This is a genomic window from Bradyrhizobium sp. LMG 9283 (assembly GCF_045571415.1).
Lineage (GTDB): Bacteria > Pseudomonadota > Alphaproteobacteria > Rhizobiales > Xanthobacteraceae > Bradyrhizobium.
The window spans coordinates 2199044-2225907 of record NZ_CP120691.1 but is presented as its reverse complement, the minus strand read 5'-3'; the positions used below and the strand labels follow the sequence as shown (position 1 = coordinate 2225907).

Here is a 26864-nt window from a genome sequence, read left to right as displayed (position 1 = left end):
AAATGGTTTGAGGCGCTGCTCTGCGGCCGAGTTGCAGTGGTGCGTCTCAGCGCTCTCCTTCGGACAAATCGACGGAGGAGCCGCTGCCACCGTGATCGCCCGAGCGGACCGCGTGGCCAGCAGCCGAGGCACCATGCCGAATAGTCTCGGCACGCTTCATGCGCCGCGCCCAATCGGGCTGCCCGTCGGCCGAAGTGCTGTCGGCCTGCGCGCTGGTTTGCCCACTTCCACCGAGCGCAGCCGCTGCGCGACGTAACGGGCTCATGGCAGCGGAAGCGCCGGCCTCCGCGACGGCAGCAAGACCGCCGCTTCGATAGGCGGCTGATGCTCCGCTTATGACAGCGCCGCCACCGCGCGCGGCGCCTGCAATCGCACCACCAGCGAGACCGGCGCCGCCGGCGGCGATATGGCCGCCGGCGCCATGCTCGCAGAGACCGATGCACTCGCCCGCGAGGGCCTCGCCGACGAACACGTGGTCGCCGCGCCATTTGATCTCACCAGTAGGACGCACGCGGCGGACCTCGTGATCGGCGTCGTACCAGGGTCATCGAGGCGGCCCGGCAAAGCGCGCGACGATGGTTGCCACAGCTTGACCGGCTGCTTCTGGTCGAGCGCCTCATGCGGCCGCTGCTCGTTGAAATGGCGGCGGAAGGTGTCGAAGCGGCGTTGCTGCTCGGCCGCCGTTTCCGCCGGCGGCTTTGAGGTCTCGGCCTTCAGCGTGCGGTGCATGCGCTCATGCCGGCCGTTGTCCTGCGGGCTCGCCGGCGGGATGTAGCGCGGCTCGATGCCGAGCTTGAGCCACCACACCGAGAGCACCGAGAGCCCGCCCGCTCCGGTCGATCCAAACGGTGCACCATTGTCGGAGCGGATCGCATCGGGAAGGCCGATGTCCTTGAAAACCCGTTCCAGGGCGCTTCTGACACCCGTTCCCGTCGGATCGACGATGCGGATCTCGATGACAAAGCGGCTCGCCGTATCGGTGACGGTCAGCGGATCGCAGCGTTTCCCGTCGCGGGTCCGGAACCAGCCTTTGAAATCGATCGCCCACTCCTCGTTGGGCGTGATCGCCGGCGCTACCACCTCACCTTGCGCAATCGCTCGGCGATGACGACGGCGCGCCTCGACCAGGCCTTCACGCTGCAGGATGTCGCCGATCGTCGAGGCCGCCGGCCAATCGACCTCCGGCCGCTCATGCTCGAGCTATGCCTTGATCTTCTTCGGGCCGAAATTGCGGAAACCGTCGTCGCGTCGCGATGATGCGGGCGGCCAGCCGGTCCTCCGTCGCATGCGGACAGTTCTGGACCGCATGGCTTCGTTCCTCAAACCAGTGCGACTGCCCGCTCTCGCGGCGGCGCTTCCAGACGTAGAACGTCTCCCGGCTGATGCCATGCCGCGCGCACAGTTCCGTCACCGAAAACGCTCCCGTCTCGTACTCACGAAGCAACGCGATACGCTCCTCCATAGGACTTCTCTCCCTGAACGGCATCGTCCAATCCCTCCTTCGAATTGGACGAAGCTTGCCTGTCAGGGATCAACCCGGTCTAAACTGTCAGGACTCAGCCCGGTTCGTACCCTCCTTTTCCCAACGTGCTTCCTCCTCCCGCGCGCTTTCCTCAAGGATCTCGAGCTGTTGTTGAACGTCAGCGGCCTTTTCTTCGTGCTTGCGACGGGCCGCGTCCAAGACACCCTGCGCCTTGTCGACCGCCTGCTGACGGCGCTCGCGCTCCTTCTGCCGGACGGCCTCTTCCTTGACACGTTCGCGCTCCCGTCGCTTCTGTTCCTTCTCGAAAGCAAGTGCGGCGGTCCGGTCCGTCGCATCGTCGTTGGCGCGCTTGGAAGGCTTCCGCGGTTGACGGCGGCCGTCTTCTTTGAACTGCCGCTGACAAGGTCGGTAGGTAACTCGGCATGCTCCCTGAATGGCCCGTTGGAGCCGACGGGTCTCTTCAGAACGACACCCGGCGCAGCCATGGTCGCCTCGATGACGTCCGGATCGTCGCTTTCCTTTGCCGCGCCCTGGTGGAAGAGATTGCTGTCGGCGCCCCAGGCTTCGAGGGCCGCCTTCATGGAGGGAGCGGCGATCGCCAGATCGAAGAAACCCAGCGAAGTCTGGTAGGTCTTGAGTTTTCTCGCCACGCCTCGCTCCCCACCTACCGACTCGATCATTTGATCCGTCGGTCAGTCTACCGCGCAAGCAGGGATACTTTGAATCGAGCGCACAGCGCCGCCGGTCCGGGATCTAATAAGCGACCACCCCAGCGTCAGTGAAAAGCGCATTCGAATGCGCCCTGGACGCCAGGGAGCAGGTCCTCCCTGTTACGGAAAATAGGCCGGGCTCGTTGGTCGTTCGCTCACGCCGCCTGTTCGTGGGCCACGTAATCCATCGTGACCTTCGCGACGTTGGCGTCGATCCAGGCGGCCATGCGCTCCTCCTCCTTCAACGAAGCTTCCAGCGGAGCTCTGGCGGAATCCATCCCGGCCGCGGGGCAGAGCGCCAGCAGCGACTTGTAGGCAGCGATCTCGAAGTGCTCGAACGCATTATTCGCGAAAGTGTTCTTGAGGATTTCGTCACCCGCCATCGAATGGGCCATTGCCATTGTGTTCGCCGCGATGGATTGGGCCGTGTCCTTGAGACTGGAGGTCGTCTCGCCGCAGGCCTCGAGACACTGCTCAAGCCTCTTCAACTGAGTGTTCGTCTCCTGAAGATGGGCGGCAACCTTTTCCTTCACCTCCGGGTACTCATCAAGCGCTCCGATTGACGTTCCATTAGTTCGCGCGCCTGGGTCTCCATCGCATGCGCGTTTCTCAACCCGACCACGAATATATCGCGCGCTGTCTGTGTCATCAGTTCCTCCTGTGCTTTGCTGAAGGCGAGAACATCGCTCATGGAGCTACGTTCCAAATCGCGCCCGGCTGCGGCGTCTCTACGCAGCCCTCGACGCGCCCGAGTCCTTGCCGTGATAGGAACAAGGGCGCGGCTAGGCCGTTCGGGCCCTGATTCCTCTTCAACCAAGCCGAGGCTCTCATGTACCACCATGTCAAGAAGCTGATGTTCACCGTCCGCGTCGACGAACCGGACCCTCGTTTTGGCAACATGCTTCTTGAACAGTTCGGTGGCGCCAACGGCGAGCTCGCTGCCGCGATGCAGTATTCCATCCAGGGGCTCAATTGCGATGATCCTGATCGCAAAGACTTGCTGATGGATATCGGGACGGAAGAACTTAGCCATCTCGAAGTGGTCGGAACGCTGGCGCGCATGCACCTCAAGCCGTCGAAGTTCGACCGGCAGGCCGCCGAGGCCGATCCGCTGATCGCGATCGCGGGCGGCGGCGGGGTGAACCTGTTCAATTCGCAGGGCAACGCCTGGACCGCCGACTACCTCAAGATCAGCGGCGAGCTCGACGTCGACCTGCGCAGCAACATCGCCGCCGAGGCCCGCGCCAAGATCGTCTATGAGCGGCTGATCAATTTCACCGAGGATGCCGGTACCAGGGACGCCCTCCAGTTCCTGATGACCCGCGAGATCACCCACATGAAGGCGTTCGCGCTGGCGCTCGAAAGCATGGCCAAGCCGGCCTTCAGCATCGGCCGCATCGCGCCGACACCCGGCCTGGTCGACCAGTTCTTCAACGATTCCACCGGCACCGGCGACCACGGCGAGATCGATACCCGTGGGCCCTGGAACGAGGGTGGCGAATGGGTCTTCACCGAATCGCCCGCGATCCAGGCCGGGGACCCGGGTCCTGCGAGCACCATCGTCACGGAAAGCTCGCCGCCCGCGGACGAGGCAGGTCTCGGCGACCTGCTCATGGACGAACTCCGCGACCTCCTGCATGCCGAGAAGCAGTTGACTAAGGCGCTTCCCAAGATGGCCGAGGCAGCGCGCTACGACCAATTGCGCGAATTGTTCGAGGAGCATCTGGCCGAGACCGAAGCCCAGATCAAACGTATCAACGAATGCTTCGAACTGCTCGGCAAGTCGGCCCGCGCCAAGCCCTGCAAGGGCATGATGGGGCTCGTCGAGGAAGGCGAGGAGATCATCGCCGAAGGTGAGAAGAAGGAAGACGCCGCCGCCGACCTGACGCTGATCGGAGCCGCGCAGCGCGTCGAGCATTATGAGATCGCAGGCTACACCACCGCCCGCAACCTGGCGCAGCAGCTTCGCCACAGTGCCATTGTCGCTCTGCTATCGAAGTCTCTGGCCGAAGAGGAGAACGCCGACCAACTGCTGAACCAGGTCGCACGATCACTGATGTCGGTCGCGAAGATGCCTACCGCGATCGAACCGGCGCAGTAACGGCGTGCACTGGCCGCCGATCAATCCCCGCGGCCGGTGACGCGAGTTCGAACCAGGATTCAAGATCGGTGAGGCCCCCGACGGGTAAACACCATGAGGAACGCTGAGCTTTATCTCAAAATCGCAAGCCGTTATCGAGCAGCGATGCTGAAAGCGCCCGACCCGTTCTCAAGGTGGCACTTGGAAATTCTTGAACGCAGCTACCGCATGCTGGGCGAGAGCGAGACTCTGCTGGAACGATCATCGGGCTTCGCGCGAACGCTCGGACAATCCGCGCCCCGGTCCGCGGAGCGTCCACAGATGCCGCTGCGCATTGTCCCGCCGGCCGCTACAGGGCCCGGATCGGGCGATCTTTGAGGGAGCTCACTCCTTCTCATCCTTGCCGGCCTGCGAAGTGTTTGCGCGCCGTTCGTAGTCCTCCGCCAGCGCGTTGAGCCGCGCGGCGGTTTCCTGATCGTTGATCGAAGCCGCGAGGCGGCGACACCTTCGGGCCTCAGCCAGCAGTCGGGCTTTCTCGTCTTCCATGGCGATCGAATCCACTTCTCGCGGCCCGGTTGCGCCTGGTTAACGAACGATCACCATGAAACGTAAGATCCCGAACACCACGATGAGGCGACGCTTGCCCGGGCGCGGCATCCTGCCGCGGCCGCAAACCTGCCGTTAAGCCCTGGGTGGGACCTTGCGCGAAAAGGAGCTCGCTTCCCGTTGTGGGCGGCGGCTTTCGTGGCGCTGGCCTGCGTCGCCATTCTGGCGCTGAGCGGATGGCGCGAGTGGGAATCCCGCCAGGTCGAGCTCCGCAACGCCGAAGTCGACATGGCCAACCTCGCCCAGTCGCTGACGCAGCACGCAGAGGATACGCTCGAACTCGCCGATACCATCCTTACCGGCATGGTCGACCGGATGGAGGTGGGCGGAACGAGCCCGGCCGCGGTTACGAAGATCCAGAGCTTCCTGCAGGCCCGCAAGTACAACAGACAACGCATCCGTGGCATCTTTGTCTACGACGAAACCGGCCGCTGGCTCGCCACGACCGAAGACGTCGACTTCGCGGGCCTCAACAATAGCGATCGCGACTACTTTCAGCGTCATCGCGCCTCGGCGGAGCGCGGGACGCTGATCGGCCGGCCGGTCAAGAGCCGGTCCGGCGGACAGTGGATCATCACCGCGTCCCGCCGCTTCAATCACCCCGACGGCAGTTTCGCCGGCGTGGTGCTGACGAGCATCGACGTCGCCTATTTCACGCAGTTCTACCGCCGCTTCGACATCGGACCCAACGGCGCGGTCTCGCTGCTCAATGCCGACGGCATCATGCTGGCCAGAAGTCGCGACGACGACGGCGCCTATGTCGGGCGCGACATGTCGGGCTCGCCGCTGTTCCGGACCATGGGCCAGCGTGCGGACGCCGGCGCCTACTATTTCAAGTCCCCGCTGGACGGGCAGGAGCGACTGAGTTTCTACCAGAAGAGCACCCGGTATCCGCTGGTCGTGCAGGCGACCAAGGCGCAGAGCGATGTCCTCGCCCCATGGCGCCAGCAGGCGGTCACGCGCTTCGGCATCGTCACCGGTCTGACCCTGGCGATCGCCCTGATCGGCTTCTTCCTGGTGCGCTATCTCGCAAAGGGGCAACGCATGGCGGCGGCCCTCGTCGCCAAGGAGGGCGATTTCCGCCTGATCGCGGAGCAGTGCAGCGATGTCGTGATGCGGGTCGGACTGGACGAGCGCATTCTCTACGCCTCTCCCTCATGTGCCCGCATCCTCGGTTGGGACCCCGCCAGGTTACTCGGGACCTCCGCTCTCGCCGGCATCAAACCGGAGGACCGGCCGCGCATGGAGCAGGTCGTTGCGGCATTGAAGGCCGGAGAGGCCGAAGAGGCGCGTATCATCTATCGCGCCAACCATCGCCGGAAGAAGGAGATCTGGGTCGAGACGGCGCTGCGGGTCACCCGGTCGTCGGAAACCCATGCGATCGACGGCGTGGTGGCGATCTCGCGCGACATGACCGAGCAGAAGGATCTCCAGGACAAATTGGCCGCGCTCGCCACGTCCGACGGCCTCACCGGCATCGCTAACCCCCGTCATTTCGACGACCGCCTCACCGAGGAATGGGCGCGCGCCAAGCGCGACGGCATTCCGCTCTCGTTGCTGCTGGCGATCACTTCAAGAAGTTCAACGACCAGTACGGCCATCAGGCCGGCGTGCCTGCGCGCGCTGGGGCGGATCCTGTCCGCGCAGGTCCGCCGGCCGGCCGATCTCGCCGCGCGCTACGGCGGCGAGGCGTTCGTCCAGCTTTTGCCGAACACGGACGCGGAGGGCTGCGAGCTCGTCGCCGAGAATGTGCGCCGGGCGCTCCGCGAGCTCGGCATGCTGCACGCTTTGAACCCGACGTGGGTCACCTGGCCGCGCGCCAAAAGCGCCTGAGTCAGAGCGGTCAGAGGTTCCGAGAGCCACCGAGTTCCACCAACGCCGGTCGCATTGAAGCGGAGCCCGTCCGATCGTACAGGCGGAGCACCGCCACGCTCGATGAGGCAATCGAATTGAAGGATCGCGAGACGAAACCCGAACCCAGGGCCGACAAGTCGTGTCCGCGCGGCGCCGCAAGTTCGAACTTGTCCGGTCTCTCCCCAATCCAGCCTCAATCCAGGCACCGGTCGTACCGTTCTGAGGTTCGAATGCCGTTGCCGGGAGCGGACCTGGTCCGAGTGAATGGGCGTATCCTTCCCGTTGCGGTGCACCCAAGACGTGCGTCCCGATTCACATGCGTTATGGCTGGCGACCTTCCGATGATGGTAGTCGGCTCTCATGACTGACGTAGCGAAAAAGCGGCGCCGGCGCTTCAAGCATACGATGTCGCTGACGGAGCGATTGCGGGTCGCCGCTGAGTTGGCGCGCGAGCGTGCGGATGATGCCGCCGACGAGGTGCACCGGGAAGTGCTGCTGAAGAAGGCCGTCGCCGCCGAGAACGTCGCGCATACGAGAGCTTCCTCACCGGAAGGCCGCGACCGCCCGCGCACGCCACTACACTTCAGAACGCTCGTCCATGCAAAAAATAGTGCGACATCGCGTCGTCGATCCGCGTTGGTGGATCGTGCTGGAACAAACCCCGCCGCGGTGGCAGGATATCATTCTCCGACAACTTCGAGTCCTTCGCCATGCGATCGCAAATTCAGTTACCGGAGCCGATCGCGACGGTGTTCATCACCGAGCAGCTCGCCGACCGTGTCGCGGCGGCACCCGACTTCCTGCGCGAGAAGCTCGCGATCCAGAATCTGGCGGAAGTCATGTCGGATCATCCGGACGAGGTCCTGGCGCACCTCGTCAAGCTGGGCATGGAGATCTGCGGCGCCCATTCGGCTGGCATCAGCATCTTCGAGCCGGAGGCCGGCCGATTCCGCTGGCACGCGCTTGCCGGCGAACTCGCGACCTTCGAAGGCGCCACGACGCCGCGGAATTTCAGTCCTTGCGGCGTATGCCTCGACCTCGCCGAACCCATCCTCATGGAACGGCCCGAACGCGCCTACGACTGGATCCGCGAGGCCGGCATAACGGTGCCGGAGGTGCTGCTCGTGCCGCTGACGGTGAAGGGGGCCGATGCCATCGGCACAATTTGGTTGGTGGCGGCCGATGCGGGCCACTTCAACAACGAGCACGCACGGGTGATGGCCGAACTGGCGGCGTTCGCTGGCGTGGCCTTGCGGATGATCCAGACTGAACAGCGCCTCAATCTCGCGTTGCAGCAGCAGGAGACGCTGACGCGCGAGATGAGCCACCGCATCAAGAATCTCTTCACGGTCGCCGACAGCATGGTCCGGATGACCGCCCGTAGCGCGGCCTCCAAGGAGGATCTGGCCGAGATCTTGTCCGGCCGCCTGCACGCGCTGGCGCAGGCCAATGCTCTGATCCGACGGTCCTTCGGCACCGACGTCTCCGCAGTCGCCAGTTTCGGCGACCTGGTCGCGCGCATCCTTCGACCGCACGAGCAGGGCCAGGCCGCTCTCTCCGGCCCCGACCTCGCGATCGGAGAACAGGCCACCAACCAACTCGCTCTCGTCTTTCACGAACTGGCGACCAACGCAGCCAAGTACGGAGCGCTCAACTGCGACCGCGGTTCGTTGACGATCTCCTGGGCGGTCACGACCGACGCCGTCGACATCGTCTGGAACGAAAAGGGCGCTTCCTCGGTGAAGGCTCCCTCGGAGACCGGATTCGGCACCAAGCTCGTGGAAACTACGATCGGCAGGATCGGCGGCAAGATCGACCGCGAATGGTCGACGGACGGCCTCCGCGTCCGGATTTCGCTGCCGCTGAGCGCGTTGCGCAACTGATCGGAAGATCGGAGCAGGAACTCATTCTCCGCGGTGCGATTGATTTCCGCGGAGAGTTCGATGGCCAAGATCCAGATGTCGCATGACCGGGAGACGAACGGCGCAGGATGGAGCTTGGCGGCAGCGCTGGGACTTCTTGTGGTGGTGTTCTTTGTGGGATCGCTTATCCCCGCCTGAAAACGTGGCGCGGCGCGACCTAGACGAAATTTCGCAGGGAGGCGGCCGATCGCAACGCCTCGGCGATCGGTCTGGCGACCGAGGGCGGAGATCGAGGGCGGGAGGCTAAATCCCCGTCCGAGATTCCTGCGAAGGGATGAAAGGACATCTGCTGCGCGTCTACGGCAACATCGGCGAGCACCGCGTCCTGGCGCTCGCGGCGGGCATGACATACTACAGCATCCTCGCGATCGGCGCTGGCGGCTCTCGTAGCGATCTACGGCCTCTTCTCCGATCCGGGCAGCATCGCCAAACACCTCGATCAGGTCCCCGGATTCCTTCCGGGCGGCGCAATCGACGTTGCAAGGGATCAGCTTACGCGCGTCGCGTCGAAGGGCAATCAGGCCCTCGGTGTGACCTTCGTCATCGGCCTGGCGGTCTCGCTCTGGAGCGCGATGCCGCGATGAAGTCTCTGTTCGACACGCTCAACATCGTGTACGGCGAGAAGGAGAAGCGTGGCTTCGTGAAGCTCAATATCGTTCCCTGTCCTTCACGGTTGCCGGCATCGCGTTCGTGTTGGCCGCACTTGGCGCAGTGGTGCTTCTGCCGCTGTTCCTGAACTTCGTCGGCCTTTCGAACGCCGCGGACCTTCTGGTCCGCATCGGGCGATGGCCCGCGATGTTCGTCGCCCTCGGTCTGACGCCTGCGCTGATCTATCGGTTCGGCCCGAACCGTGAGGCGCCGCGCTGGCGCTGGATCTGGCGCCGATGCCCGGGGTTTTTCCCGACTACCAAGCACCGATCGTGCGGAATGGAGCCGAGGGCCGCGAACTCGCTACGGCACGCTGGGGAATGCCATCGTCGTCAAAGGCGCTGATCGACGCCACGAAAAAGCGAGCGGAAAAGCTGCAGGCCAAAGGCAAGGCACTGGATTTCAAGGAATTGCTGCGGATGGAGCCGGATGGCGGCACGACGAACATCCGCAACGTGAAGAGCAAGCACTGGACGCGATGGCTGGGAGCCGAAAATCGCTGCTTGGTGCCGTTCAACTCCTTTAGCGAGTTCAACAAGGCCGAAGGCGGCGACATCTGGTTCGCGCTCGATGAGAGCCGTCCCCTCGCCTGCTTCGCCGGCATCTGGACCAACTGGACGTCCGTCCGGAAGGTCAAGGAAGGCGAGACCACCAACGAGCTCTACGCATTCCTGACGACGGAGCCAAACGCAGAGGTCGGCGCCATCCACCCCAAGGCGGTGCCTGTGATCCTGACGACGTCGGGTCGAGACCTGGATGACGGCGCCCCCGGACGAGGCCCTGAAGCTGCAGCGGCCCGTTTCGGAGGTCGCTCAAAATCGTCGCTCGTGGCGCCAAGGAAGACCCGGCCGGACAGACAACGTGACCGACGAGGACGACCACCAGGCGGAGCCCCGGCCCCGTCAGCGCAAGATCATCCACTTTGACATGGACTCTTTCTATGCTGCGTTGCCGCGCGAATTACTTTTTGGCCAGAGTGCGCGCTGAGCTTCGCCCTGTACGATCGATGAGTGGGCGAAGGTCGCCGCCTCTGCCGTAAACACTAGGTGTGCACGCAATTGAGCGAGCTCTTCTTGCTAAACAATCCACGGATCCACGGTACATCCATCACAGGCAAACCGCGGGCAGGATTTTCTCGATTTCCTTTTTGGTGTGTGCCCTACACCCTTGTTACAATAGCTATTTCTCTTCAAAGTAGTACGGGTAGCCTCCCAAGGCGCGAGGATCGTTAGCCAACCAGTGGGTTTAGAGTCGGATCGAAAAGCTCCCTAGATTAACGTTCGGCGCGTCGGTGAGACCACCGAGCGTCGCCATGTCCGGCGCGCCGAGCTCCATCTGAAGAAAGACCGGAGCCGGCTCCAGCGTTGCAAGTCGGATCGCCTGACCGATGACGATCGCGCCGGTGGCCGCGCCGACAAATGGGACGGCGACGCTCGCCTCGGCGAAGCTCACCTTGCCGCATTCGCCGACATGCTGCTCGAGCTCCACATAGGCCGGCCGGTCCAAGAGGCCCTTCGTCCCGTCCTCGGTCTCCTCCGCCTTGGCAGGCTCGCTCCAGGCGGCGGGCTCAACTGGCCATAGGTGCCGATCGTGAAGATCGACGTAGACCAAGGCGTCCAAGCTCGCGCAGGTGGCGGTGCCATAACGCGCGGCTTTCTCCGACAGACGATCGGCAGAGCTGTGCCGCGTTGTCGAACGACATCGGCTGCGATGGCGTGTACGGCTCCAGCACATCTGCGACAAGGGGGTGTGTATCTCGGCCTACCTCGCCGATTTCATTGGCTCGCACAACGACGAGGCGGTACTTACGGCCGCCTACGAGGACATCCGCGACACGTGCCTTGCTGCCGGGTTCATTCCCAACCCTGGCAAACTGGTTTCCCCTCAGGCCGCTATTACGGCTTTCAACTGCGATCTCACCAACGGTACAGCTTCGGCTCGAGTCGCCAAGTATTTCAATCGGACAGACCGCACGGCCCTTTCCGACTCGGGATTTGATGAGTACCGGGATCTTGTGCGGTCGCAGAACGTCTAAAATAGAAAAGGCCACCCCTCACGGAGCGGCCCTTTCGTTCAGAACAGCCGCACGATCACGGCTACCATCGAGGCCAGCTTCGGAGGTACAAGGCATCCGAGACCAAGACGATACGTCGTACCGTTCGGCTGACTGGCTTCAAGGGACGAGGAAGATACCCATACGGGTCTCCTGTCATCGTGCGCGGGGTCCTAACGTAGTCGACATCGCGCGTTAAGGCAGCGAGCTGGGGATTTTTGGACGTTTACGAGTCTACCGGTGTCCCCTACACGCTTCGACTATTTCGGTGTCGCGGGGGACCTGGGAACTACCCCGGATTGGCCGCAAGGGTGTGGACGTGAATTTCCACAGTTGACGACGGGCGAATCAGCTCGTCGCGAAACGCTAGTTATACCATCCTACTTATCCAGCGCCTTCTCCTCCCTCCGCGTCTTTGGGGGCGCACCACGGCTCGAACGTAGAACCCGCCGATTAACAATCCCAGATTGTCCGATTTGCACTCGGAAACCGCCAATTGCCGCACCAAAGCCAGAGGCGCACTTTTCGAAGAGCAGATTTCGCATACACTTGAGACCGCTGGCCGACAAGAAGGGCCTCGCGCACTCACGAGTACCGCGTTCAACATATGCCGAAGCGTAAGATCGACAAGCTCGCCCGCGCAAAAGCAAGGCCCGATCCTGCCCAATGGGGCGAGGACGAAGTGATGACGCTTGTCGAGGCCGCTACCGTATTTTTTCCGCACGGTCCATTGACATTATCATCATTGCGCAGGGCTGCCGCGACTGGGACTCTTGAAATCGCCAAAGTGGCAGGCAAGGATTTGACCACACCTCGCGCCATCCGCAAATTGGTCAAGCCATCATGCCGGGCCGTAAAGCCAAGCCCCCACGCCTCTGGTTCAGAGAGGATGATGAAACCTGGATCATCCTCGATCACGGCCGGCAGATCCGCACAGGCTTCGGCCGCGACGACATTGATGGCGCTGCGAAGGCGCTCGAAAGCTACATCGGCGAGCGGCATACCAGCACAATCGGTGCCACTGACCCCCGCGTCCTCGCCATAGCTGACGTCCTCACTGCTTACGAGATTTCAAAGCGTCCCAAGGACAAGAGCGACCAGCGGGCATGGGCCCAGCACGATCTGCTGCTCATTCGCTTGCTAGATCTGAACAACTTCTTTGGCGACAAGACGGTCAGCGAACTCAAAGCCCAACTTTGCCGCGATTTCGTACACTGGTCCACTGGCACGCCGAACGAAAACAACAGGAAAGCCGGCATCAAGTCCCGCAACGGCACGGTCTCGGACCAGACCGCGCGACGCCGACTTGAGGATTTGCGGGCCGCAATCAACGCGTATCACGCAGAACACACACTTAACGTGGTGCCAAAGATCACCCTGCCTCCAAAGGCGGAGGGGCGTCACCGATGGCTGACACGCAATGAAGCTGCCCGTTTGCTCGGTGCCGCCATTGGCTACGTATGGGACAATGAGCGGGAGACTTGGAAACGCCGGGAAGACGGCAAGCTCTTCAGACGTGAGCGGTGGATCATCCGTCGCCGCTATCCAGCTGCCCGCTTCACACTAGTTGGCATGTACAGCGCTCGCCGCGAAGAGACGATCCGCCGGACGCAGTGGTTACCGACAACGACCCATCCTTGGATGAATCTGGATGCGATGGTGTATCAGGGCAAAGGGGCCTTGGAGCGATCAACCAAGAAACGCCGCCCGCCCGCAAAGATCGCCAGCCGTCTGCGTCCTCACTTGATCCGTTGGCGGAAGATCGACCAGGCGCGCTCGTCCGAGCTCCGAGCGGCGGGCCTTTTGAAGGACGGCGAGCAGATACGGTTCGTCGTCAACCGTATGCACGACGGCCAGCCGCTCGCCGGCAAGATCAGATCCGCTTGGGAGGGGATCTTGGAAGATGCGGGACTGGGCGACGACGTAGTTCGCCACTCCTTGCGCCATACTGCGGCGACCTGGCTCATGCAGGCAGGGGTGGATATGTGGGAGGCCGCTGGCTGGCTTGGGATGACCGTGGAACAGCTGGAGGCCAACTATGGCCATCACCATCCGGATTTCCAGGAAGAGGCTGCGGAGGCGTTTGGAGGAAGGCACTAGGGCGTCGTCGGATGTCAGCGCCAGGCCCCGTTTCCCTCGCGCTCCCCGATCGTCATTTCCCGACTTCCAGCGGCGTAAGATCGTCGCGGATCTGCTCTCTCGACGTCCTAGGGTACATGCCTCGAGATCGACGGCATGGCCGCCGTGCCTCAAATCATTGCGCATTTCATTGCGCCGAAAAAACATCGAAGCTATAAGTACTTGAAATGATGGTCGGAGTGGCAGGATTCGAACCTGCGACCCCTGCGTCCCGAACGCAGTGCTCTACCGGGCTGAGCCACACTCCGACAAGAAGGCGGCTTATAGCGTCGGGTTTGACGCACTGCAAGCGGCCGAGATGAGGAATTTTATCCCTGTGAAAACGGGTGTTGAAACGCTGATTTTGCTGGCCAGCGAGGCCGGCGCGGAAGCCGCCGCCCGGACCCTGGCGGCCGGCGGGCTGGTCGCGTTTCCGACCGAGACGGTTTATGGGCTCGGGGCGGATGCGGCCAACGCAGGCGCGATCGCCCATCTCTACGCCGCCAAGGGGCGGCCGGCGTTCAATCCGCTGATCGCGCATGTCGCGGACCTCACGGCCGCGCGGCGGATCGGGCGCTTCGACGCGCGCGCGTTGAAGCTTGCCGAGGCGTTCTGGCCGGGGCCGCTGACGCTGGTGGTGCCGAAGACGGAGGGCTGTCCGGTGGCGGATCTCGCTACCGCCGGCCTCGACACGGTCGCGATCCGCATTCCCGCCCATCCGGTGGCGCAGACGATCCTGCGCGCCTTTGGCGGGGCGGTAGTGGCGCCATCCGCCAATATCTCCGGCCACGTCTCGCCGACGCTGGCCGCCCATGTCGAGAGCGACCTTGCAGGGCGGATCGACCTGATCGTTGATGGCGGGCCGGTCGAGGTCGGCGTCGAATCGACGATCGTCGGCTGCTTCGAGATGCCGATGCTGCTCCGTCCCGGCGGGCTGTCGCGCGAGCGGATCGAGGCGGTGCTGGGCGCGCCGCTGGCGCGGCCGCCTATGGAAGTCGAGAGCGACGACAGTCAGCCGCTGGCGCCGGGCATGCTGGCCTCGCATTACGCGCCGCGCGCCAATGTGCGGCTCAACGCACGCGAGGTCATGCCGGGCGAGGCGCTGCTGGCGTTTGGACCGTCGCGCCTGCCCGGCATTGACGCTGCCGCCGCTGTCATGAATCTGTCGCGCACCGGTGATCTCGATGAAGCCGCGGCCAATCTGTTCGGTTATCTTCGCAGCCTCGATACCAGGGCGCCACGCGCGATCGCGGTGATGGCGATCCCGGAACAAGGACTTGGCGAAGCGATCAACGACCGGCTGCGCCGGGCGGCAGTTGCCCGATAAGACGCTTGAGAAGAGACACGAGAATGAACGTCAACAAATCCGCCACTCCGCCGCTTGCGCCCGAGCTGATCGACCAATTCCGCAAGATCGTCGGCGAGCGCCACGCGATCACCGATGCCGCCGACATCGAGCCTTACGTCACCGAGGAGCGCAACCTGTTTCACGGCCGCTCGCCGCTGGTGCTGCGCCCGGGCTCGACGGCGGAGGTCGCCGCGATCTGCAAGCTCGCCTCCGCCCACAACATCGCCCTGGTGCCGCAGGGCGGCAATACCGGGCTCGTCGGCGGGCAGACGCCGCACAATGGCGAGGTGGTGGTGTCGCTGCGGCGCCTCGACAAGATCCGCGAGGTCGACACCGCCTCCAACACCATGACCTGCGAGGCCGGCGTGGTGCTGCAGATCGCGCAAGCGAAGGCGGCGGAGGTGGACCGGCTGTTTCCGCTGTCACTGGGCGCGGAAGGCAGCTGCACCATCGGCGGTAATCTCTCGACCAATGCCGGCGGCACCGCCGCGCTCGCCTATGGCGTCGCGCGCGAGATGGCGCTGGGCTTGGAGGTGGTGCTGGCCGACGGGCGTGTGCTGAACGCGCTGTCGAAGCTGAAGAAGGACAACACCGGCTACAATCTGCACAACCTCTTCATCGGCGCCGAAGGCACGCTCGGCATCATCACGGCGGCGACGCTGAAACTATTTCCGAAGCCGCGGGCGATCGAGACGGCCTTCGTCGGGCTGAAGTCGCCGGCGGCGGCGCTGAAGCTGCTCACGATCGCGCAAGGCGAAGCTGCCAATGCGCTGACGAGCTTCGAGTTGTTGTCGGAGATGGCGGTCGATTTCTCGATCCGTCACGGCATCGACGTGCGGGATCCGCTTTCCGAGAAGCATCCCTGGTACGTGCTGATGGAATTGTCCTCACCGAGCGAGGATGCGCGCACGCCGCTGGAGACGATCCTCACCCGCGCCATGGAAGAGGAGATCGTCGACGACGCCGTGATCGCGGCGAGCCTCGCCCAGCGCGGTGCGTTCTGGAAGCTGCGCGACGAGATGTCGGCGGCGCAGAAGCCGGAGGGCGGCTCGATCAAGCATGACATCTCCGTGCCCGTTGCCGCCGTGCCGGCCTTCATCGCCGAGGCTGATGCCGCCGTGGTGAAGCTGATCCCGGGCGCGCGCCCGGTACCGTTCGGCCATCTCGGCGATGGCAACCTGCATTACAACGTCAGCCAGCCGGTCGGCGCCGACAGCGCGGATTTCCTGGCGCGCTGGCACGAGATGAACTCGGTGGTGTTCGAGATCGTGCTGCGTATGGGCGGCTCGATCTCGGCCGAGCACGGCATCGGCGTGCTCAAGCGCGACGAGCTGCCCGAGGTGAAGGACAAGACCGCGATCGAGCTGATGCGATCCATCAAGGCGATGCTCGATCCGCTAGGAATCATGAATCCGGGGAAGGTGCTGTGAGCGCCTCTCTCGCGATCGCTTCGATCACGGACGCCGATGTCGAGGAGATCGTCGCGCTGTGGCAGCGCTGCGGCCTGACGCGGCCCTGGAACGACCCGCATGCCGACATCGCGCTAGCGCGGCGGCGCGACAATTCCACCGTGCTGATCGGCCGCGACAATGGCGCGATCGTCGCCACCGTCATGGTCGGCCATGATGGCCATCGCGGCTGGGTCTATTACGTCGCGGTCGATCCGGATAACCAGAAGCGCGGCCATGGCCGCGTCATCATGGCCGCCGCGGAGGATTGGCTACGCGCGGTCGGAATTGCAAAACTGCAGCTCCTGGTCCGCCGCGAAAACGCGCAGGCCAATGCGTTCTACGGATCGCTGGGCTTCGAGCTATCCACCTCCGTGATGTTCCAGAAGTGGCTCGACGGCCGCGCGACCACGCCAAGCAACTGAGATCGAGCCATGACCATTTCCGACCGCGTCCGCATCAAGGACGTCCGCGTACTCTCGGATAACTGGACGCCGCTCAAGAACACCACGTTCGAGTACCGGCGCGCCAATGGCGAGTGGCAGACGCAGCATCGCGAGACCTACGAGCGCGACAACGCCGCAGCCGTCCTGCCCTACAATCTCGCGCGGCGCACGGTGATCCTGGTGCGCCAGTTCCGCCTGCCGGCCTACATTCGCGGCTACGACGATCTTTTGATCGAAGCGGCCGCCGGCGTGCTTGACAACGCCGAGCCCGAGATGCGCATCCGCGCCGAGGCCGAGGAGGAAACCGGCTATCGCCTGCATCACGTCCACAAGGTGTTCGAAGCGTTCATGAGCCCGGGCGCCATCACCGAGAAGCTGCATTTCTTCGTCGCCGAATACGAGCCCGAGATGCGGGTGAGCGACGGCGGCGGCCTCGAACACGAGGGCGAGGACATCGAGGTGCTGGAGCTTTCGATCGACGACGCGCTGGCGATGATCGCCGACGGCCGCATCATCGACGCCAAGGCGATCATGCTGCTGCAATACGTAGCGCTGCATGTGTTCAGGTGATTTGCTTACCCCCCCTGGAGGGGCCCCTCCAGGGGAGGGTAAGAGGCACTGTGCATGCCGCGCTAATGCAATTCAGCCCTGCGCCCTACCTCACCCCGTTGAGCTGCCCGGCAACTATCTCTACTCTGGGCCTAACCAAGAACCAGGAGACGCGCCCATGTCCGCTCCGCGCGACGACGAATTCGGCTTTGCGCCCGACTACGATTCCCCCGTCCCCTATATGCAGCGCACGCGCGATTATTACGCGGCGATCGGCTACACCACGCCGTATCGCTGGGCGCATTACACGGAGGCACCGTTCCAGCCGCTGAAGAAGCCGCTGGCACAGTCGCGCGTCACCATCATCACGACCGCCGCGCCTTACGATCCGGCCAAGGGCGACCAGGGGCCGGGCGCGGCGTATAATGGCAGCGCGAAGTTCTATCAGGTCTATGACGGCGACACGTCCAGGCAGCACGACCTGCGCATCTCGCACATCGGCTACGACCGCAAGCACACTTCGGCGACCGACAGCGGGACCTGGTTTCCGCTGCCGCAGCTTTTGAAAGCATCCGCAGCAGGCCGCATCGGCGAGGTCGCGCCGCGCTTCTTCGGCGCACCGACCAACCGCAGCCATCGCGTCACGATCGACACCGACGCACCGGAGATTCTGTCGCGCTGTCTCACTGATGCGGTCGATGTCGCGGTGCTGGTGCCGAACTGCCCGGTCTGCCACCAGACCACGGCACTAGTGGCGCGGCATCTCGAGCGCAACGGCATTGCGACCGTGATCATGGGCTGCGCCAAGGACATCATCGAGCACGCTGCGGTGCCGCGCTTCCTGTTCAGCGATTTCCCGCTCGGCAACTCCGCAGGCAAGCCGCACGACGTCGCCTCGCAGGCGCAGGCGCTGGAGCTGGCGCTCAAACTGCTGGAGACCGCGAGCGGTCCGCAGACGACGATGCAATCGCCGCAGCGCTGGAGCGAGGACGCCTCCTGGAAACTCGACTACAACAACGTCGCGCAGCTCTCGCCCGAGGAGCTGGCACGCCGCCGCGCCGAATTCGACAAGCAGAAGGAGATCGCGCGCGGCAACCGCGCCGCCTGACGTCATCCAACAACAATAATCGAGGGAGAGCGACGTGACGCGACCGTTCGAGGGCGTAAAGATCCTGGACTTCACGCAAGTGCTGGCCGGCCCCTATGCGAGCTATCAGCTCGCGTTGCTGGGGGCCGACGTCATCAAGGTCGAGCGGCGCGAGGGTGAGGATATGCGCCGCACGCCGCTCTCTCGCGAATGGGCCGAGCGCGGACTGGCGCCGGCGTTCCAGGCTATCAACGGCAACAAGCGCAGCCTGACGCTCGACCTGCAGAAGCCGGAGGCGATCGCGATCGTGAAGAAGCTCGCAGAGACCGTCGACGTCGTCATGGAAAATTTTCGCCCGGGCGTGATGGACAAGCTCGGCATCGGCTATGAAGCGCTCTCGGCGATCAATCCCAAGCTGATCTATTGCGCGGTCTCCGGCTTCGGCCAGACCGGCCCGGATCGCCTGCGGCCCGGCTATGACGGCAAGATGCAGGCGCTGTCGGGCATCATGGCCATCACCGGTCATCCCGAGACTGGACCAACCCGTGCGGGCTTTGCGGTCTGCGATGTGCTCTCGGGCGCCACGGCCGCGTTCGGCGTGTCGAGTGCGCTCTACCAGCGCGACCGCACCGGCAAGGGGCAGCTCATCGACGTCTCCATGCTGGAGGCAACGCTGGCGTTTCTCTCGGGCCAAATCGCGGACTGGTCGGTTGCCGGCCATCGTCAGCAGCTTTCGGGCAACCAGGCGGTCAGCCGCAAGACCACCGCGAACCTGTTCAAGGCCGGGGATGGCTACATCCTGCTCGCCGTCAATAACGAGAAGCAGTACCGCGCGCTGATGTCCGCGCTCGGCCGCGAGGACACGCTCACTGACCCGCGCTTTGCCGACTGGTTTTCGCGCAACGAGAACGAGCCGGCACTGCGCGCGATCATCGAGGAGGCGCTGGCGAAACGGCCGGCGCGTGAATGGGAGACGATTTTGGAAGACGCCGGCGCGCCCTGCGCCAGCATCTGGAAGGTCGAGGAGGTTATCGACCATCCGCAAATCAAGGCTCGCGGCGCGATCCAGGAGCTGGATACGCAATACGGCCGCCTGCGCTTTGCCGGCAGCGGATTCAAGCTCGCCCATGGCGGCGGCAGGCTGGACCGGATGGCGCCGCAGCTGGGCGCGGATACGGACGCGGTGCTCGGTGAGCTGGGGTTCGATGCAGCGGAGATCGCGGCGTTGCGGGCGCGGGAGGTTGTGTAGCTCGCCACACGCTCTGCTGCGGTAGGGTGGGCAAAGCGAAGCGTGCCCACCATCGCGTATCGCTTGACTGGAGAGATGGTGGGCACGGCGCGTTGCGCCTCTGCCCACTCTACGCCGTCGAGGTCAAAACAATGACCCCTGCCCGTCATCCGAAGACACAGCAGCAACCTTCCTCACCATCTTCTTCGGCTTCACAGCCTCTGCCTCGGCCTCCATCTCCTCCACGCTGATCGGCAGCACGAGTTGCTCGTCGTCATTGGCGACGCGGTTGACGCGGGTGGAGACGGGGTGCCAGGCGAATTCGCCGATGCGCGGGGCTCTCATCAGCGGCAGGATCGCATCGACCTCGTCGCCGCTGACATCGAGCCAGCGCTCGAAATCGCGCGAGCTGATGGTCACGGGCACGCGGTCATGCAGCGCGGCGAGGTCCTCGCCCGCCGCGGCGGTGACGATCGCAACCGTGTCGAGCTCCTCGCCATTCGGTCCGAGCCAGGTTTCGAACACCGCGGCAAAGCCGAGCGGTTCGCCGTCAGCGCGGTGGATGAAGAAGGGCTGCTTGCGGCCGCCCTCCGACTTCCACTCGTAATAGCCATCGGCCGGGATCAGGCCGCGGCGGCGGCGAATCGCGTTCTTGAAGGCGGGCTTCTCCAGCACCGTCTCGGAGCGGGCGTTGATCAGGAGCGTAAAGCCGCGGGGATCCTTGACCCAGCCCGGCAGCAGGCCCCAGCGCATCAGGCGGAAATGCCGCGCGCCGTTCTCGACCAATACGACTGGAATCGGCTCTGTCGGGGCGACATTGTACCGGGGCGGGAAATTCGGCTGCTCGACATAGCCGAACAGTTGCCGCAAAGCCGCGGGGGCCGAAGTTATGACGAAGCGTCCACACATCCTTGGATACCTATATAGGGTCTGTTCAGGTCCTCTTAACCCCGAACGTTAACACTGCGGCAGATGAGCTCAACGGCCTCCAAACCCGCGCGCACGCATGTACAGACGGGCCCCGAGGCTGAGGCCTGGGCCGAACGGCTGCGCGTGGCCAACATCAACCCGCGGACCGGGCTTGCCACCGACTATCTCAACCATTTCAATGAAGCCGTGATGCTGCTCGAAATGGTCCCTGATATGCCCGAATGCGCCGAAGACTTCCTGACTTGGACTCCGCTGTCCTATGCCGAGCATTTCACGGCGTCGAATTTCAAGGCGCGGGACCTCGCCATCGAGGCCTATGAGAAGGCCGATCCCAACGTGCGCGCCCAGTTCGACCACATCACGGACACCATGACCTCGATCCTGACCGCGGTGGGCTCGGCCATGCGCGAGGTCGAGAAGGACACGACCCGCGTCCGCCTCGCCGAGCAGGCCGCCCTCTGGGTCAAGCCGCTGATTGCGGCCTGCGGCGGCATCATCAATGGCGGGGCGGAAGCTGACGTCGACACCATCATGGCGAACTCGGCCAGATAGGTGACGAGATTGGCCGCGGTCGTCCAGCCCACCCACCCCCAGCTTGCGGTCAGCGCGGCCATCTTCCGCGACGGCAAGGTGCTGCTGGTCCGCCGCGCCCGCTCGCCCGCCAAGGGGTTCTATTCGCTGCCGGGCGGCCGGGTCGAATTCGGCGAATCGCTGCATCAGGCCCTGAGCCGCGAGGTCGATGAGGAAACCGGCCTTCGTATCGAGATCATTGGCCTCGCCGGCTGGCGCGAGGTGCTGCCGGCCGCGGCCGGTGCCGGCCACTACCTGATCATGTCTTTTGCCGCCCGCTGGACAGCGAAGGAACCGGCCTTGAACGACGAGCTCGACGATTACCGCTGGATCGCACCGGACGCCCTGGCGAGCCTGGGCGACCTCAAGCTGACCGGAGGGCTGGAGGAGGTCATCCAGTCCGCCTACCGGCTGATTGGCGCCTGACGGCCCGCCTTGCGCCTGCCGTCCCGAGGGGGCATACAGCCGCCAATGTCCACGCGATTTCTGGCCATTTTTGCCCTGATCCTCGCCTGCGCCGCCGGGTCCGCCCGGGCCCAGGACGTGGCGGCGCCGTTTGACGCCGATTTGCAGCGGCTGGCCGAGATCCTGGGCGGGCTGCACTATCTGCGCGGCATCTGCGGGGCCAACGAGGGCAACAAATGGCGCAACGAGATGCAGGCGCTGATCGATGCCGAAACACCCTCCGGTGAGCGCCGCACCCGCATGATCGCCGGCTTCAACCGCGGCTATAACGGTTTTCAGCAGACCTACCGCAGCTGCACGCCGGCCGCGACGGTGGCGATCCGCCGCTACATCGAGGAAGGCTCGAAGATCTCGCGGGATCTCACGGCGCGCTACGCGAACTGAGCTCTCTCGATTGGTCATTCCGGGGCGCGCGCAGTGCGAACCCGGAATGACGGAGTGCTGGAACTCTGTCATCGATTTTGTTCACAGCCGTTAACCGTTCTTAAAGATGTGGCCTAGCGGTCGTTAACGACCGTGCTACACCTCTCGCACAGCGCATCGCCGTGGATCGCGCCCCAGCCCTGACTGAGTTTCATGAGCCAGCCGATTTCCTACGCCCCCGCCCGCGCGCCGCTGCCCGATCATGAGCAGAAACAGGCTGCTCTGAGCTATCTCAACGAAGCCTGGGCCGAGGCACGCCATGATGGCGTCGACGGCGACTGCTTGGCGCAGGCGAGCCTGTTCGCGGCATTGGCCGAGCTTGTCGGCACCTATGGCGAGGACGCGGTGGCGAAGTTCGTCGAGGGCTTTCCCGGCCGCATTCGCAACGGCGAATTCTCGGTCGGCATCTCCAGGCAGTAGCCCTTTTCGAAAATGGCCCCGCCACGGGACGGGGCCAGTCGACGGATGAATGACTTTGCGAAAGTCGTCGCGAAGTCTGCCGCGATTTATCGCATGGAAGCGATTGAATGCAGACAAGCATTAGTCTTGCGCCGACCGGGAGATGTTCCCGATGAAAGCGGGAATGCGCTCCCTCCTCCTCAAGGCTCGATCTTGAGCGTCGCTTTCATGTTGGGATGATAGCGGCAGTAATATTCGACCGTTCCAGCCTTCTTCAGAACTGACGTCGCCGATTTCTTCGGCGGCAGCATCACGTCGAAATCGCCGTTCCTCGCGGTCGCGGTATGGGCGAAAACGTCCTTGTTGACCCATCGAATGGTATCGCCCACCTTCGCCGATATTTCGGCTGGTGAGATCACGAGATCCTCCATTGTGATCTCTATGGTCGCGGCGTCTGCCGGGACGATCATCGTCACGAAGACGACTGCAAGCGCGGTTGAAGCGAGACGTCCCGGCATCATCGTATCTCCTATTTCAGCTCCGCCGCGACATGTTCGGCGTGCTGCTCATGTCCCTGGAAGATCTTCAGGCCGGTCTGCAGCAGGTTCTTCAGCTCGGCATTGCTGGCGGACGGAATGAGCTGGGTTTCGAGGGCGCCGTTGACCGTCTTGTGGTAGGCGACTTCGTTCGCGACATAGGCCTTGTCAAAGGCCGCGCCGCTCAGCTTGTCGAGCTCGGCGAGCTTGTCGCTCGCCTGCTTCGACAGCGCCTTGCTGGTGTCGTTGTCTTCAGGCGTGACGTTCAGCTTCTTGACCAGCGCGAGCGCCTGCTTGTTGACGGCCTCATGGTCGCGCACCATGTCCTCGGCAAACGCCTTCACGTCCTTGTTCTTGGCTTTCTTCATCGCCTGCTTCGCCGCGTTGATGTCGATTACGCCGGCGGTGTAGGCGATATGGGCGATCTGCGGATCGCTGAGCTTATCGGCTGCGCGAGCGCCCTGTAGCAGCGCGGGACTCGACAGCAGAACGGCTGCGGCGATCGCCGCGCTCGGTCGGATGAACATGGCTTGATCCTCCTGTGGTGCCGGACGCTTGGCCGGCGCGTTGCTTCACAGGAGTTGGATGGACATTTCGCGCAAACGTTCCCGAAAACTTTAGCCGCCAAAGCCGAGCCGCTTCAGCACAGCCTCAGTCAAGCGCTCACATCGTCGTCCGGCGAACGGGAACGCATCCATAACCACCGGGCCGATCTCCTTCTCGACGTTCTCGCGCAGCATGGTGCGGGCGCGGTGCAGCCGCGTCTTCACCGTTTCGGGCTTCACGCCGAGCAGATCGGCGGTCTCCTCGATCGTCATCCCCTCCATCACCCGCGCGACGAAGACCATGCGGAAGACATCCGGCAACTCGTCGATGGCGCGTTCGACCACACGCTGGATTTCACGCTGGGCCATGGTCCTTTCCGGATCGCCTGGAGGAGAAACAGGAAATTTGATTATCTGCGCCTCGAGCGCCTGTTCCGGCACCGTGCCGAGCTCGACATGCGGTCTGGCGCTGCGCGCTCGGCCAAGTGCCTCGTTGATGGCAATGCGTGACAGCCAGGTCGACAATCCGGACTCGCCGCGGAAGCCATCGAGATGCGTGAATGCGCGGACATAGGTTTCCTGCACCACATCCTCGGCCTCGCTGTCGCTGCGCAGGATTCCCCGCGCGAGGCGGTAGAGCCTGCGGTTATTGGCCTGCATGATCTCGCGCAAGGCGGCTTCGTCCCGGCGCCGCGCCCGGTCGACCAGCGCGGCTTCCGAAGTCCTGGCGACGGCCGACAAGCCGGCTGCGGTGCGTTGCATGGCGGTCACCTGCTCGTTTCGCTTCATTTCGGACATTGGATGCAGGTCCACGGGAAAGGTTCCCAATTTTGTTACTCGGGCTCTTACCCTTCCCTGGAGGGGGAGGGTCGCTTCGCATGAAGCAACGCGCAATGCGAAGCGGGGTGGGGGATCTCTCCACACGGGCACCGCCAACCACGAGAGACTGTCACCCCACCCCGCTCGTGCTTCGCACGATCGACCCTCCCCCTCCAGGGCAGGGTAACAGCAATTCGCTAGTCCGTCTCGATCGGCAACGCCGGATCTCTCGCCCACTCGCCCATCGAGGCGTCGTAGAGCGTCAGCTTGTCGAAGCCGAGCTGCGTCAGCAAGAAGAGGTCGATCGTCGCCGAGATGCCGCCGCCGCAATAGAGAATCACATTCTTATCGCGCGTGACGCCCTGGGCTGCGAACTTTGAGTCCGCATCCGCAAGACTCGTCAGCGTCTTGTCGGCGTTCACGAGCGTTGCGGCTGATACGTTGACGCTGCCGGGGACGCGGCCCGGCCGGCCATAGCGGCTCGGCTCGAGGCCGCGGTGAAACTGCGGCCCGAGCGCATTGACGATGACCGTCGTGGGATCGCCGATCCGCGCCCTCACGATGTTCTTGTCGACGAAGAAGCCTGGACGCGGCGCGGCCTTGAAGGTCGTGGCCGAATAGCCCCTCGGTGCGCCGATCTCAATCGGCCGGCCCTCCTCCTTCCATTTGTCGAAGCCACCGTCGAGCACGCGGGCATCGACGCCGAGCGAGCGCAGCATCCACCAGAACCGCGTCGACCACATCATAGTGCCGATGCTGTAGAGCACGATGGTCTTGCTCGCATCGAGGCCGTGGCGGCCGAAGGCAGCCGCCAGCTGGGCCACATCGGGCATCATGAAGAAGTGTTGCGACGAGGTGTCGGAAAACTCGCCTTGCAGGTCGAGGAAATCGGCGCCCGGTATGTGGCCGGCCGCGAACGTCTTGTCGCCAGGCACCGCGCGATAGGGAACGTCGCTGCCGGGTGGGACGGGCTCGTTGTACGTCGTGCAGTCGTAGAGGCGTAGATTGGGATCGCCGAGGATGGCGGCGAGTTGTTCGGTGGTGATGAGGGCCGTTGGCTGGGACATCGGACTCTCCCCGAACTTGTGCTTCGTGACACACTGTCATGGCCCGCGAAAGCGGGCAATCCAGTATTCCAGAGGCCGCAACCGTATTAACCAACTATCGCCGCGGAGTACTGGATGCCCCGGTCAAGCCGGGACATGACAGCGGAGCAAGCGGGTTGACCTATTCCTACTGCTTCAGCGTCTCCAAAAACCGCACCGCCTCGCCTTGCGAGGGCGTCACCAGCTCGCCCTGCCACATCACGCGGCTGCCGCGGATGAAGGTGCCGACGGGCCAGCCCGTGACGCGGACGCCGTCGTAAGGAGTCCAGCCGGCTTTCGACGCCACCCATTTGTTGGTGATGGTCTCGCTGCGCTTCAAATCGACGATGGTGAGGTCGGCATCGTAGCCGGCGGCGATGCGGCCCTTGCAGGCCATGTTGTAGAGGCGTGCGGGACCGGCGCTGGTGAGGTCGACGAAGCGCGCCAGCGAGAGCCGACCCGCGTTGACGTGGTCGAGCATGATCGGCACGAGCGTCTGCACGCCGGTCATGCCCGAAGGCGAGGCCGGATAGGTCTTCTGCTTCTCTTCCAGCGTATGCGGGGCATGATCGGAGCCGAGCACGTCGATGATGCCCTGCTCGATGCCGCGCCAGATGCCGGCGCGATGATCGGCGCCGCGCACCGGCGGATTCATCTGTGCGAGCGTGCCGAGCCGCTCGTAGCATTCGGGCGCGGCCAGCGTGAGATGGTGCGGCGTCGCCTCGCAGGAGGCGACGTCCTTGTGGTCGCGCAGGAACTCGATCTCTTCCTTGGTCGAGATGTGCAGCACGTGGATGCGCTTGCCCGTCTCGTGCGCGAGCTTGACCAGGCGCTGCGTCGCCATCAGCGCCGCGATCTCGTCGCGCCAGACCGGATGCGAACGCGCATCGCCTTCGATGCGCTGCGACTTGCGCTCGTTGAGGCGGTACTCGTCCTCGGCGTGGAAGGCGGCACGGCGGCGGATCACCTGGAAGATGCGGCGCAGGCTCTCGTCATCTTCGACCAGCAGCGCACCGGTGGACGAGCCGATGAAAACCTTGACGCCGGCGCAGCCCGGTGCGCGCTCGAGCACCGGCAGGTCCTGCACGTTCTCGCGAGTGCCGCCGATGAAGAAGGCGAAATCGCAATGCATACGGTGATGGGCCCGCTTCACCTTGTCGGTGAATTCGGCCTCCGTCACCGTCAGCGGCGCGGTGTTCGGCATTTCGAACACGGCGGTGACTCCGCCCATCACGGCGCTGCGCGAGCCGGTCTCGAGGTCTTCCTTGTGCGTCAGCCCGGGCTCGCGGAAATGCACCTGCGTGTCCATCACGCCGGGCAGGATGTGCAGGCCCTTGCAGTCGATCACCTCAGCGGCGCTGCCTTGCGACAGCGAGCCCAGCTCGGCGATGCGACCGCCCGCGATTCCGATGTCGCGAACGCCCTCGCCGTCCTGGTTGACCACGGTGCCGCCCTTGAGGATCACATCGAAACGCTGGCTCATGGCTGAAGGCCTCTCTCATCCCCAAGCGC

The 26864-nt window shown here is 64.0% G+C and carries 27 protein-coding genes, 1 tRNA gene and 5 pseudogenes; 18 read left to right on the top strand and 15 right to left on the bottom strand.

What is annotated here, in order from left to right; all coding sequences use genetic code 11:
• Positions 1-46 precede the first annotated feature (46 nt).
• The 5 genes and pseudogenes from P6U29_RS10335 to P6U29_RS10315 all read right to left on the bottom strand — a co-directional run.
• A pseudogene (locus tag P6U29_RS10335) lies at positions 47-418 on the bottom strand (P-type conjugative transfer protein TrbL); the annotation flags it as partial.
• Complete coding sequence (locus P6U29_RS10330) at positions 334-1080, bottom strand: integrase core domain-containing protein (RefSeq protein ID WP_407117498.1); 747 nt, start codon at positions 1078-1080, stop codon at positions 334-336. The pseudogene P6U29_RS10335 and the gene P6U29_RS10330, both read right to left, overlap by 85 nt.
• Before the next feature lie 109 nt (positions 1081-1189).
• Complete coding sequence (locus P6U29_RS10325) at positions 1190-1462, bottom strand: helix-turn-helix domain-containing protein (protein WP_407117497.1); 273 nt, start codon at positions 1460-1462, stop codon at positions 1190-1192.
• A gap of 87 nt (positions 1463-1549) precedes the next feature.
• Positions 1550-2133: pseudogene (locus P6U29_RS10320) on the bottom strand (cell envelope biogenesis protein TolA).
• Positions 2134-2348: 215 nt separating this feature from the next.
• Positions 2349-2842, bottom strand: a pseudogene (locus tag P6U29_RS10315) (ferritin-like domain-containing protein).
• Positions 2843-3022: 180 nt separating this feature from the next.
• On the opposite strand from P6U29_RS10315, the gene P6U29_RS10310 reads away from it, so the two are divergent.
• Entirely contained in the window at positions 3023-4294 is a 1272-nt protein-coding gene (locus P6U29_RS10310; RefSeq protein WP_407117496.1) for a DUF892 family protein, read from the top strand.
• 363 nt (positions 4295-4657) lie between these two features.
• Here P6U29_RS10310 and P6U29_RS10305 read toward each other — a convergent pair whose 3' ends face one another.
• Complete coding sequence (locus tag P6U29_RS10305; protein ID WP_407117495.1) at positions 4658-4834, bottom strand: hypothetical protein; 177 nt, start codon at positions 4832-4834, stop codon at positions 4658-4660.
• Positions 4835-4999: 165 nt separating this feature from the next.
• On the opposite strand from P6U29_RS10305, the gene P6U29_RS10300 reads away from it, so the two are divergent.
• Positions 5000-6712, top strand: coding sequence for a cache domain-containing protein (locus P6U29_RS10300; RefSeq protein ID WP_407117494.1), 1713 nt, complete (start codon positions 5000-5002; stop codon positions 6710-6712).
• A 342-nt stretch (positions 6713-7054) separates the two neighbouring features.
• On the opposite strand, the gene P6U29_RS10295 is transcribed toward P6U29_RS10300, so the two are convergent.
• The gene (locus P6U29_RS10295) at positions 7055-7264 is read right to left on the bottom strand and encodes a hypothetical protein (RefSeq protein WP_407117493.1); all 210 of its coding nucleotides are present in this window, start codon (positions 7262-7264) and stop codon (positions 7055-7057) included.
• 179 nt (positions 7265-7443) lie between these two features.
• Here P6U29_RS10295 and P6U29_RS10290 point away from each other — a divergent pair, with 179 nt between their 5' ends.
• From P6U29_RS10290 to P6U29_RS10275, 4 genes and pseudogenes are all read left to right on the top strand, one after another.
• Positions 7444-8616: a sensor histidine kinase gene (locus P6U29_RS10290; RefSeq protein ID WP_407117492.1), complete on the top strand. Its 1173-nt coding sequence runs from the start codon at positions 7444-7446 to the stop codon at positions 8614-8616.
• Between the two features lie 729 nt (positions 8617-9345).
• Positions 9346-9474, top strand: a pseudogene (locus P6U29_RS10285) (ribonuclease BN); the annotation flags it as partial.
• Positions 9475-9527: 53 nt separating this feature from the next.
• A pseudogene (locus P6U29_RS10280) lies at positions 9528-10168 on the top strand (SOS response-associated peptidase family protein); the annotation flags it as partial.
• The gene (locus tag P6U29_RS10275) at positions 10165-10290 is read left to right on the top strand and encodes a hypothetical protein (RefSeq protein ID WP_407117491.1); all 126 of its coding nucleotides are present in this window, start codon (positions 10165-10167) and stop codon (positions 10288-10290) included. The pseudogene P6U29_RS10280 and the gene P6U29_RS10275, both read left to right, overlap by 4 nt.
• A 258-nt stretch (positions 10291-10548) precedes the next feature.
• Here the strand turns inward: P6U29_RS10275 and P6U29_RS10270 are convergent, their stop codons facing one another.
• Complete coding sequence (locus tag P6U29_RS10270) at positions 10549-10914, bottom strand: hypothetical protein (protein WP_407117490.1); 366 nt, start codon at positions 10912-10914, stop codon at positions 10549-10551.
• 136 nt (positions 10915-11050) lie between these two features.
• Between P6U29_RS10270 and P6U29_RS10265 the strand changes: the two genes are divergently transcribed.
• Positions 11051-11338 (top strand): hypothetical protein, encoded by a 288-nt coding sequence (locus P6U29_RS10265; protein WP_407117489.1) that lies wholly within the window; start codon positions 11051-11053, stop codon positions 11336-11338.
• Positions 11339-12199: 861 nt separating this feature from the next.
• Positions 12200-13456 (top strand): hypothetical protein, encoded by a 1257-nt coding sequence (locus tag P6U29_RS10260; protein WP_407117488.1) that lies wholly within the window; start codon positions 12200-12202, stop codon positions 13454-13456.
• Positions 13457-13666: 210 nt separating this feature from the next.
• Here the strand turns inward: P6U29_RS10260 and P6U29_RS10255 are convergent.
• Positions 13667-13743 (bottom strand) — tRNA-Pro (locus tag P6U29_RS10255).
• Between the two features lie 68 nt (positions 13744-13811).
• On the opposite strand from P6U29_RS10255, the gene P6U29_RS10250 reads away from it, so the two are divergent.
• The 6 genes from P6U29_RS10250 (at position 13812) to P6U29_RS10225 (ending at position 19601) form a co-directional block, all read left to right on the top strand.
• Positions 13812-14801 carry an L-threonylcarbamoyladenylate synthase gene (locus P6U29_RS10250; RefSeq protein WP_407117487.1) on the top strand — a complete coding sequence of 330 codons (990 nt, stop codon included), beginning with the start codon at positions 13812-13814 and terminating at the stop codon, positions 14799-14801.
• Positions 14802-14824: 23 nt separating this feature from the next.
• Positions 14825-16252: an FAD-binding oxidoreductase gene (locus P6U29_RS10245; protein ID WP_407117486.1), complete on the top strand. Its 1428-nt coding sequence runs from the start codon at positions 14825-14827 to the stop codon at positions 16250-16252.
• Positions 16249-16695, top strand: coding sequence for a GNAT family acetyltransferase (locus P6U29_RS10240; protein ID WP_407117485.1), 447 nt, complete (start codon positions 16249-16251; stop codon positions 16693-16695). Before P6U29_RS10245 ends, P6U29_RS10240 begins: the two co-directional genes overlap by 4 nt.
• Positions 16696-16704: 9 nt before the next feature.
• The gene (locus tag P6U29_RS10235; protein WP_407117484.1) at positions 16705-17286 is read left to right on the top strand and encodes a GDP-mannose pyrophosphatase; all 582 of its coding nucleotides are present in this window, start codon (positions 16705-16707) and stop codon (positions 17284-17286) included.
• 157 nt (positions 17287-17443) lie between these two features.
• Positions 17444-18373, top strand: a complete 930-nt coding sequence (locus P6U29_RS10230) for a glycine reductase (RefSeq protein ID WP_407117483.1) — start codon at positions 17444-17446, stop codon at positions 18371-18373.
• A 34-nt stretch (positions 18374-18407) separates the two neighbouring features.
• Positions 18408-19601, top strand: a complete 1194-nt coding sequence (locus P6U29_RS10225) for a CaiB/BaiF CoA transferase family protein (RefSeq protein WP_407117482.1) — start codon at positions 18408-18410, stop codon at positions 19599-19601.
• Positions 19602-19724: 123 nt separating this feature from the next.
• Here P6U29_RS10225 and P6U29_RS10220 read toward each other — a convergent pair whose 3' ends face one another.
• Entirely contained in the window at positions 19725-20489 is a 765-nt protein-coding gene (locus tag P6U29_RS10220; RefSeq protein WP_407117481.1) for an SOS response-associated peptidase, read from the bottom strand.
• A gap of 63 nt (positions 20490-20552) precedes the next feature.
• Between P6U29_RS10220 and P6U29_RS10215 the strand changes: the two genes are divergently transcribed.
• From P6U29_RS10215 to P6U29_RS10200, 4 genes are all read left to right on the top strand, one after another.
• Positions 20553-21062 carry a hypothetical protein gene (locus P6U29_RS10215; RefSeq protein WP_407117480.1) on the top strand — a complete coding sequence of 170 codons (510 nt, stop codon included), beginning with the start codon at positions 20553-20555 and terminating at the stop codon, positions 21060-21062.
• Positions 21063-21071: 9 nt separating this feature from the next.
• Positions 21072-21506 carry an NUDIX hydrolase gene (locus tag P6U29_RS10210; RefSeq protein ID WP_407117479.1) on the top strand — a complete coding sequence of 145 codons (435 nt, stop codon included), beginning with the start codon at positions 21072-21074 and terminating at the stop codon, positions 21504-21506.
• A gap of 45 nt (positions 21507-21551) precedes the next feature.
• Entirely contained in the window at positions 21552-21929 is a 378-nt protein-coding gene (locus P6U29_RS10205; RefSeq protein WP_407119286.1) for a TIGR02301 family protein, read from the top strand.
• A 192-nt stretch (positions 21930-22121) separates the two neighbouring features.
• The gene (locus P6U29_RS10200) at positions 22122-22388 is read left to right on the top strand and encodes a hypothetical protein (RefSeq protein ID WP_025034564.1); all 267 of its coding nucleotides are present in this window, start codon (positions 22122-22124) and stop codon (positions 22386-22388) included.
• Between the two features lie 179 nt (positions 22389-22567).
• Here P6U29_RS10200 and P6U29_RS10195 read toward each other — a convergent pair whose 3' ends face one another.
• The 5 genes from P6U29_RS10195 to P6U29_RS10175 all read right to left on the bottom strand — a co-directional run bounded on the left by P6U29_RS10195 (position 22568) and on the right by P6U29_RS10175 (position 26835).
• Entirely contained in the window at positions 22568-22888 is a 321-nt protein-coding gene (locus tag P6U29_RS10195) for a cupredoxin family copper-binding protein (protein ID WP_407117478.1), read from the bottom strand.
• An 8-nt stretch (positions 22889-22896) separates the two neighbouring features.
• On the bottom strand, positions 22897-23430 hold the full coding sequence (locus P6U29_RS10190; protein ID WP_407117477.1) for a DUF4142 domain-containing protein: 534 nt from the start codon (positions 23428-23430) through the stop codon (positions 22897-22899).
• 90 nt (positions 23431-23520) lie between these two features.
• The gene (locus P6U29_RS10185) at positions 23521-24210 is read right to left on the bottom strand and encodes an RNA polymerase sigma factor (RefSeq protein WP_407117476.1); all 690 of its coding nucleotides are present in this window, start codon (positions 24208-24210) and stop codon (positions 23521-23523) included.
• 254 nt (positions 24211-24464) lie between these two features.
• Positions 24465-25334: a sulfurtransferase gene (locus P6U29_RS10180; protein WP_407117475.1), complete on the bottom strand. Its 870-nt coding sequence runs from the start codon at positions 25332-25334 to the stop codon at positions 24465-24467.
• A 166-nt stretch (positions 25335-25500) separates the two neighbouring features.
• Positions 25501-26835 carry a dihydroorotase gene (locus P6U29_RS10175; protein WP_407117474.1) on the bottom strand — a complete coding sequence of 445 codons (1335 nt, stop codon included), beginning with the start codon at positions 26833-26835 and terminating at the stop codon, positions 25501-25503.
• Positions 26836-26864 lie beyond the last annotated feature (29 nt).

Coding starts and splice junctions, on each gene's coding strand:
- P6U29_RS10195 (WP_407117478.1), bottom strand. CDS start 22,888: ATGATGCCGGGACGTCTCGCTTCAACCGCGCTTGCAGTCGTCTTCGTG.
- P6U29_RS10175 (WP_407117474.1), bottom strand. CDS start 26,835: ATGAGCCAGCGTTTCGATGTGATCCTCAAGGGCGGCACCGTGGTCAAC.
- P6U29_RS10215 (WP_407117480.1), top strand. CDS start 20,553: ATGAGCTCAACGGCCTCCAAACCCGCGCGCACGCATGTACAGACGGGC.
- P6U29_RS10230 (WP_407117483.1), top strand. CDS start 17,444: ATGTCCGCTCCGCGCGACGACGAATTCGGCTTTGCGCCCGACTACGAT.
- P6U29_RS10235 (WP_407117484.1), top strand. CDS start 16,705: ATGACCATTTCCGACCGCGTCCGCATCAAGGACGTCCGCGTACTCTCG.
- P6U29_RS10290 (WP_407117492.1), top strand. CDS start 7,444: ATGCGATCGCAAATTCAGTTACCGGAGCCGATCGCGACGGTGTTCATC.
- P6U29_RS10245 (WP_407117486.1), top strand. CDS start 14,825: ATGAACGTCAACAAATCCGCCACTCCGCCGCTTGCGCCCGAGCTGATC.
- P6U29_RS10200 (WP_025034564.1), top strand. CDS start 22,122: ATGAGCCAGCCGATTTCCTACGCCCCCGCCCGCGCGCCGCTGCCCGAT.
- P6U29_RS10310 (WP_407117496.1), top strand. CDS start 3,023: ATGTACCACCATGTCAAGAAGCTGATGTTCACCGTCCGCGTCGACGAA.
- P6U29_RS10190 (WP_407117477.1), bottom strand. CDS start 23,430: ATGTTCATCCGACCGAGCGCGGCGATCGCCGCAGCCGTTCTGCTGTCG.
- P6U29_RS10205 (WP_407119286.1), top strand. CDS start 21,552: ATGTCCACGCGATTTCTGGCCATTTTTGCCCTGATCCTCGCCTGCGCC.
- P6U29_RS10325 (WP_407117497.1), bottom strand. CDS start 1,462: ATGGAGGAGCGTATCGCGTTGCTTCGTGAGTACGAGACGGGAGCGTTT.
- P6U29_RS10180 (WP_407117475.1), bottom strand. CDS start 25,334: ATGTCCCAGCCAACGGCCCTCATCACCACCGAACAACTCGCCGCCATC.
- P6U29_RS10185 (WP_407117476.1), bottom strand. CDS start 24,210: ATGCAACGCACCGCAGCCGGCTTGTCGGCCGTCGCCAGGACTTCGGAA.
- P6U29_RS10260 (WP_407117488.1), top strand. CDS start 12,200: ATGCCGGGCCGTAAAGCCAAGCCCCCACGCCTCTGGTTCAGAGAGGAT.
- P6U29_RS10220 (WP_407117481.1), bottom strand. CDS start 20,489: ATGTGTGGACGCTTCGTCATAACTTCGGCCCCCGCGGCTTTGCGGCAA.
- P6U29_RS10295 (WP_407117493.1), bottom strand. CDS start 7,264: ATGCGCGACGTTCTCGGCGGCGACGGCCTTCTTCAGCAGCACTTCCCG.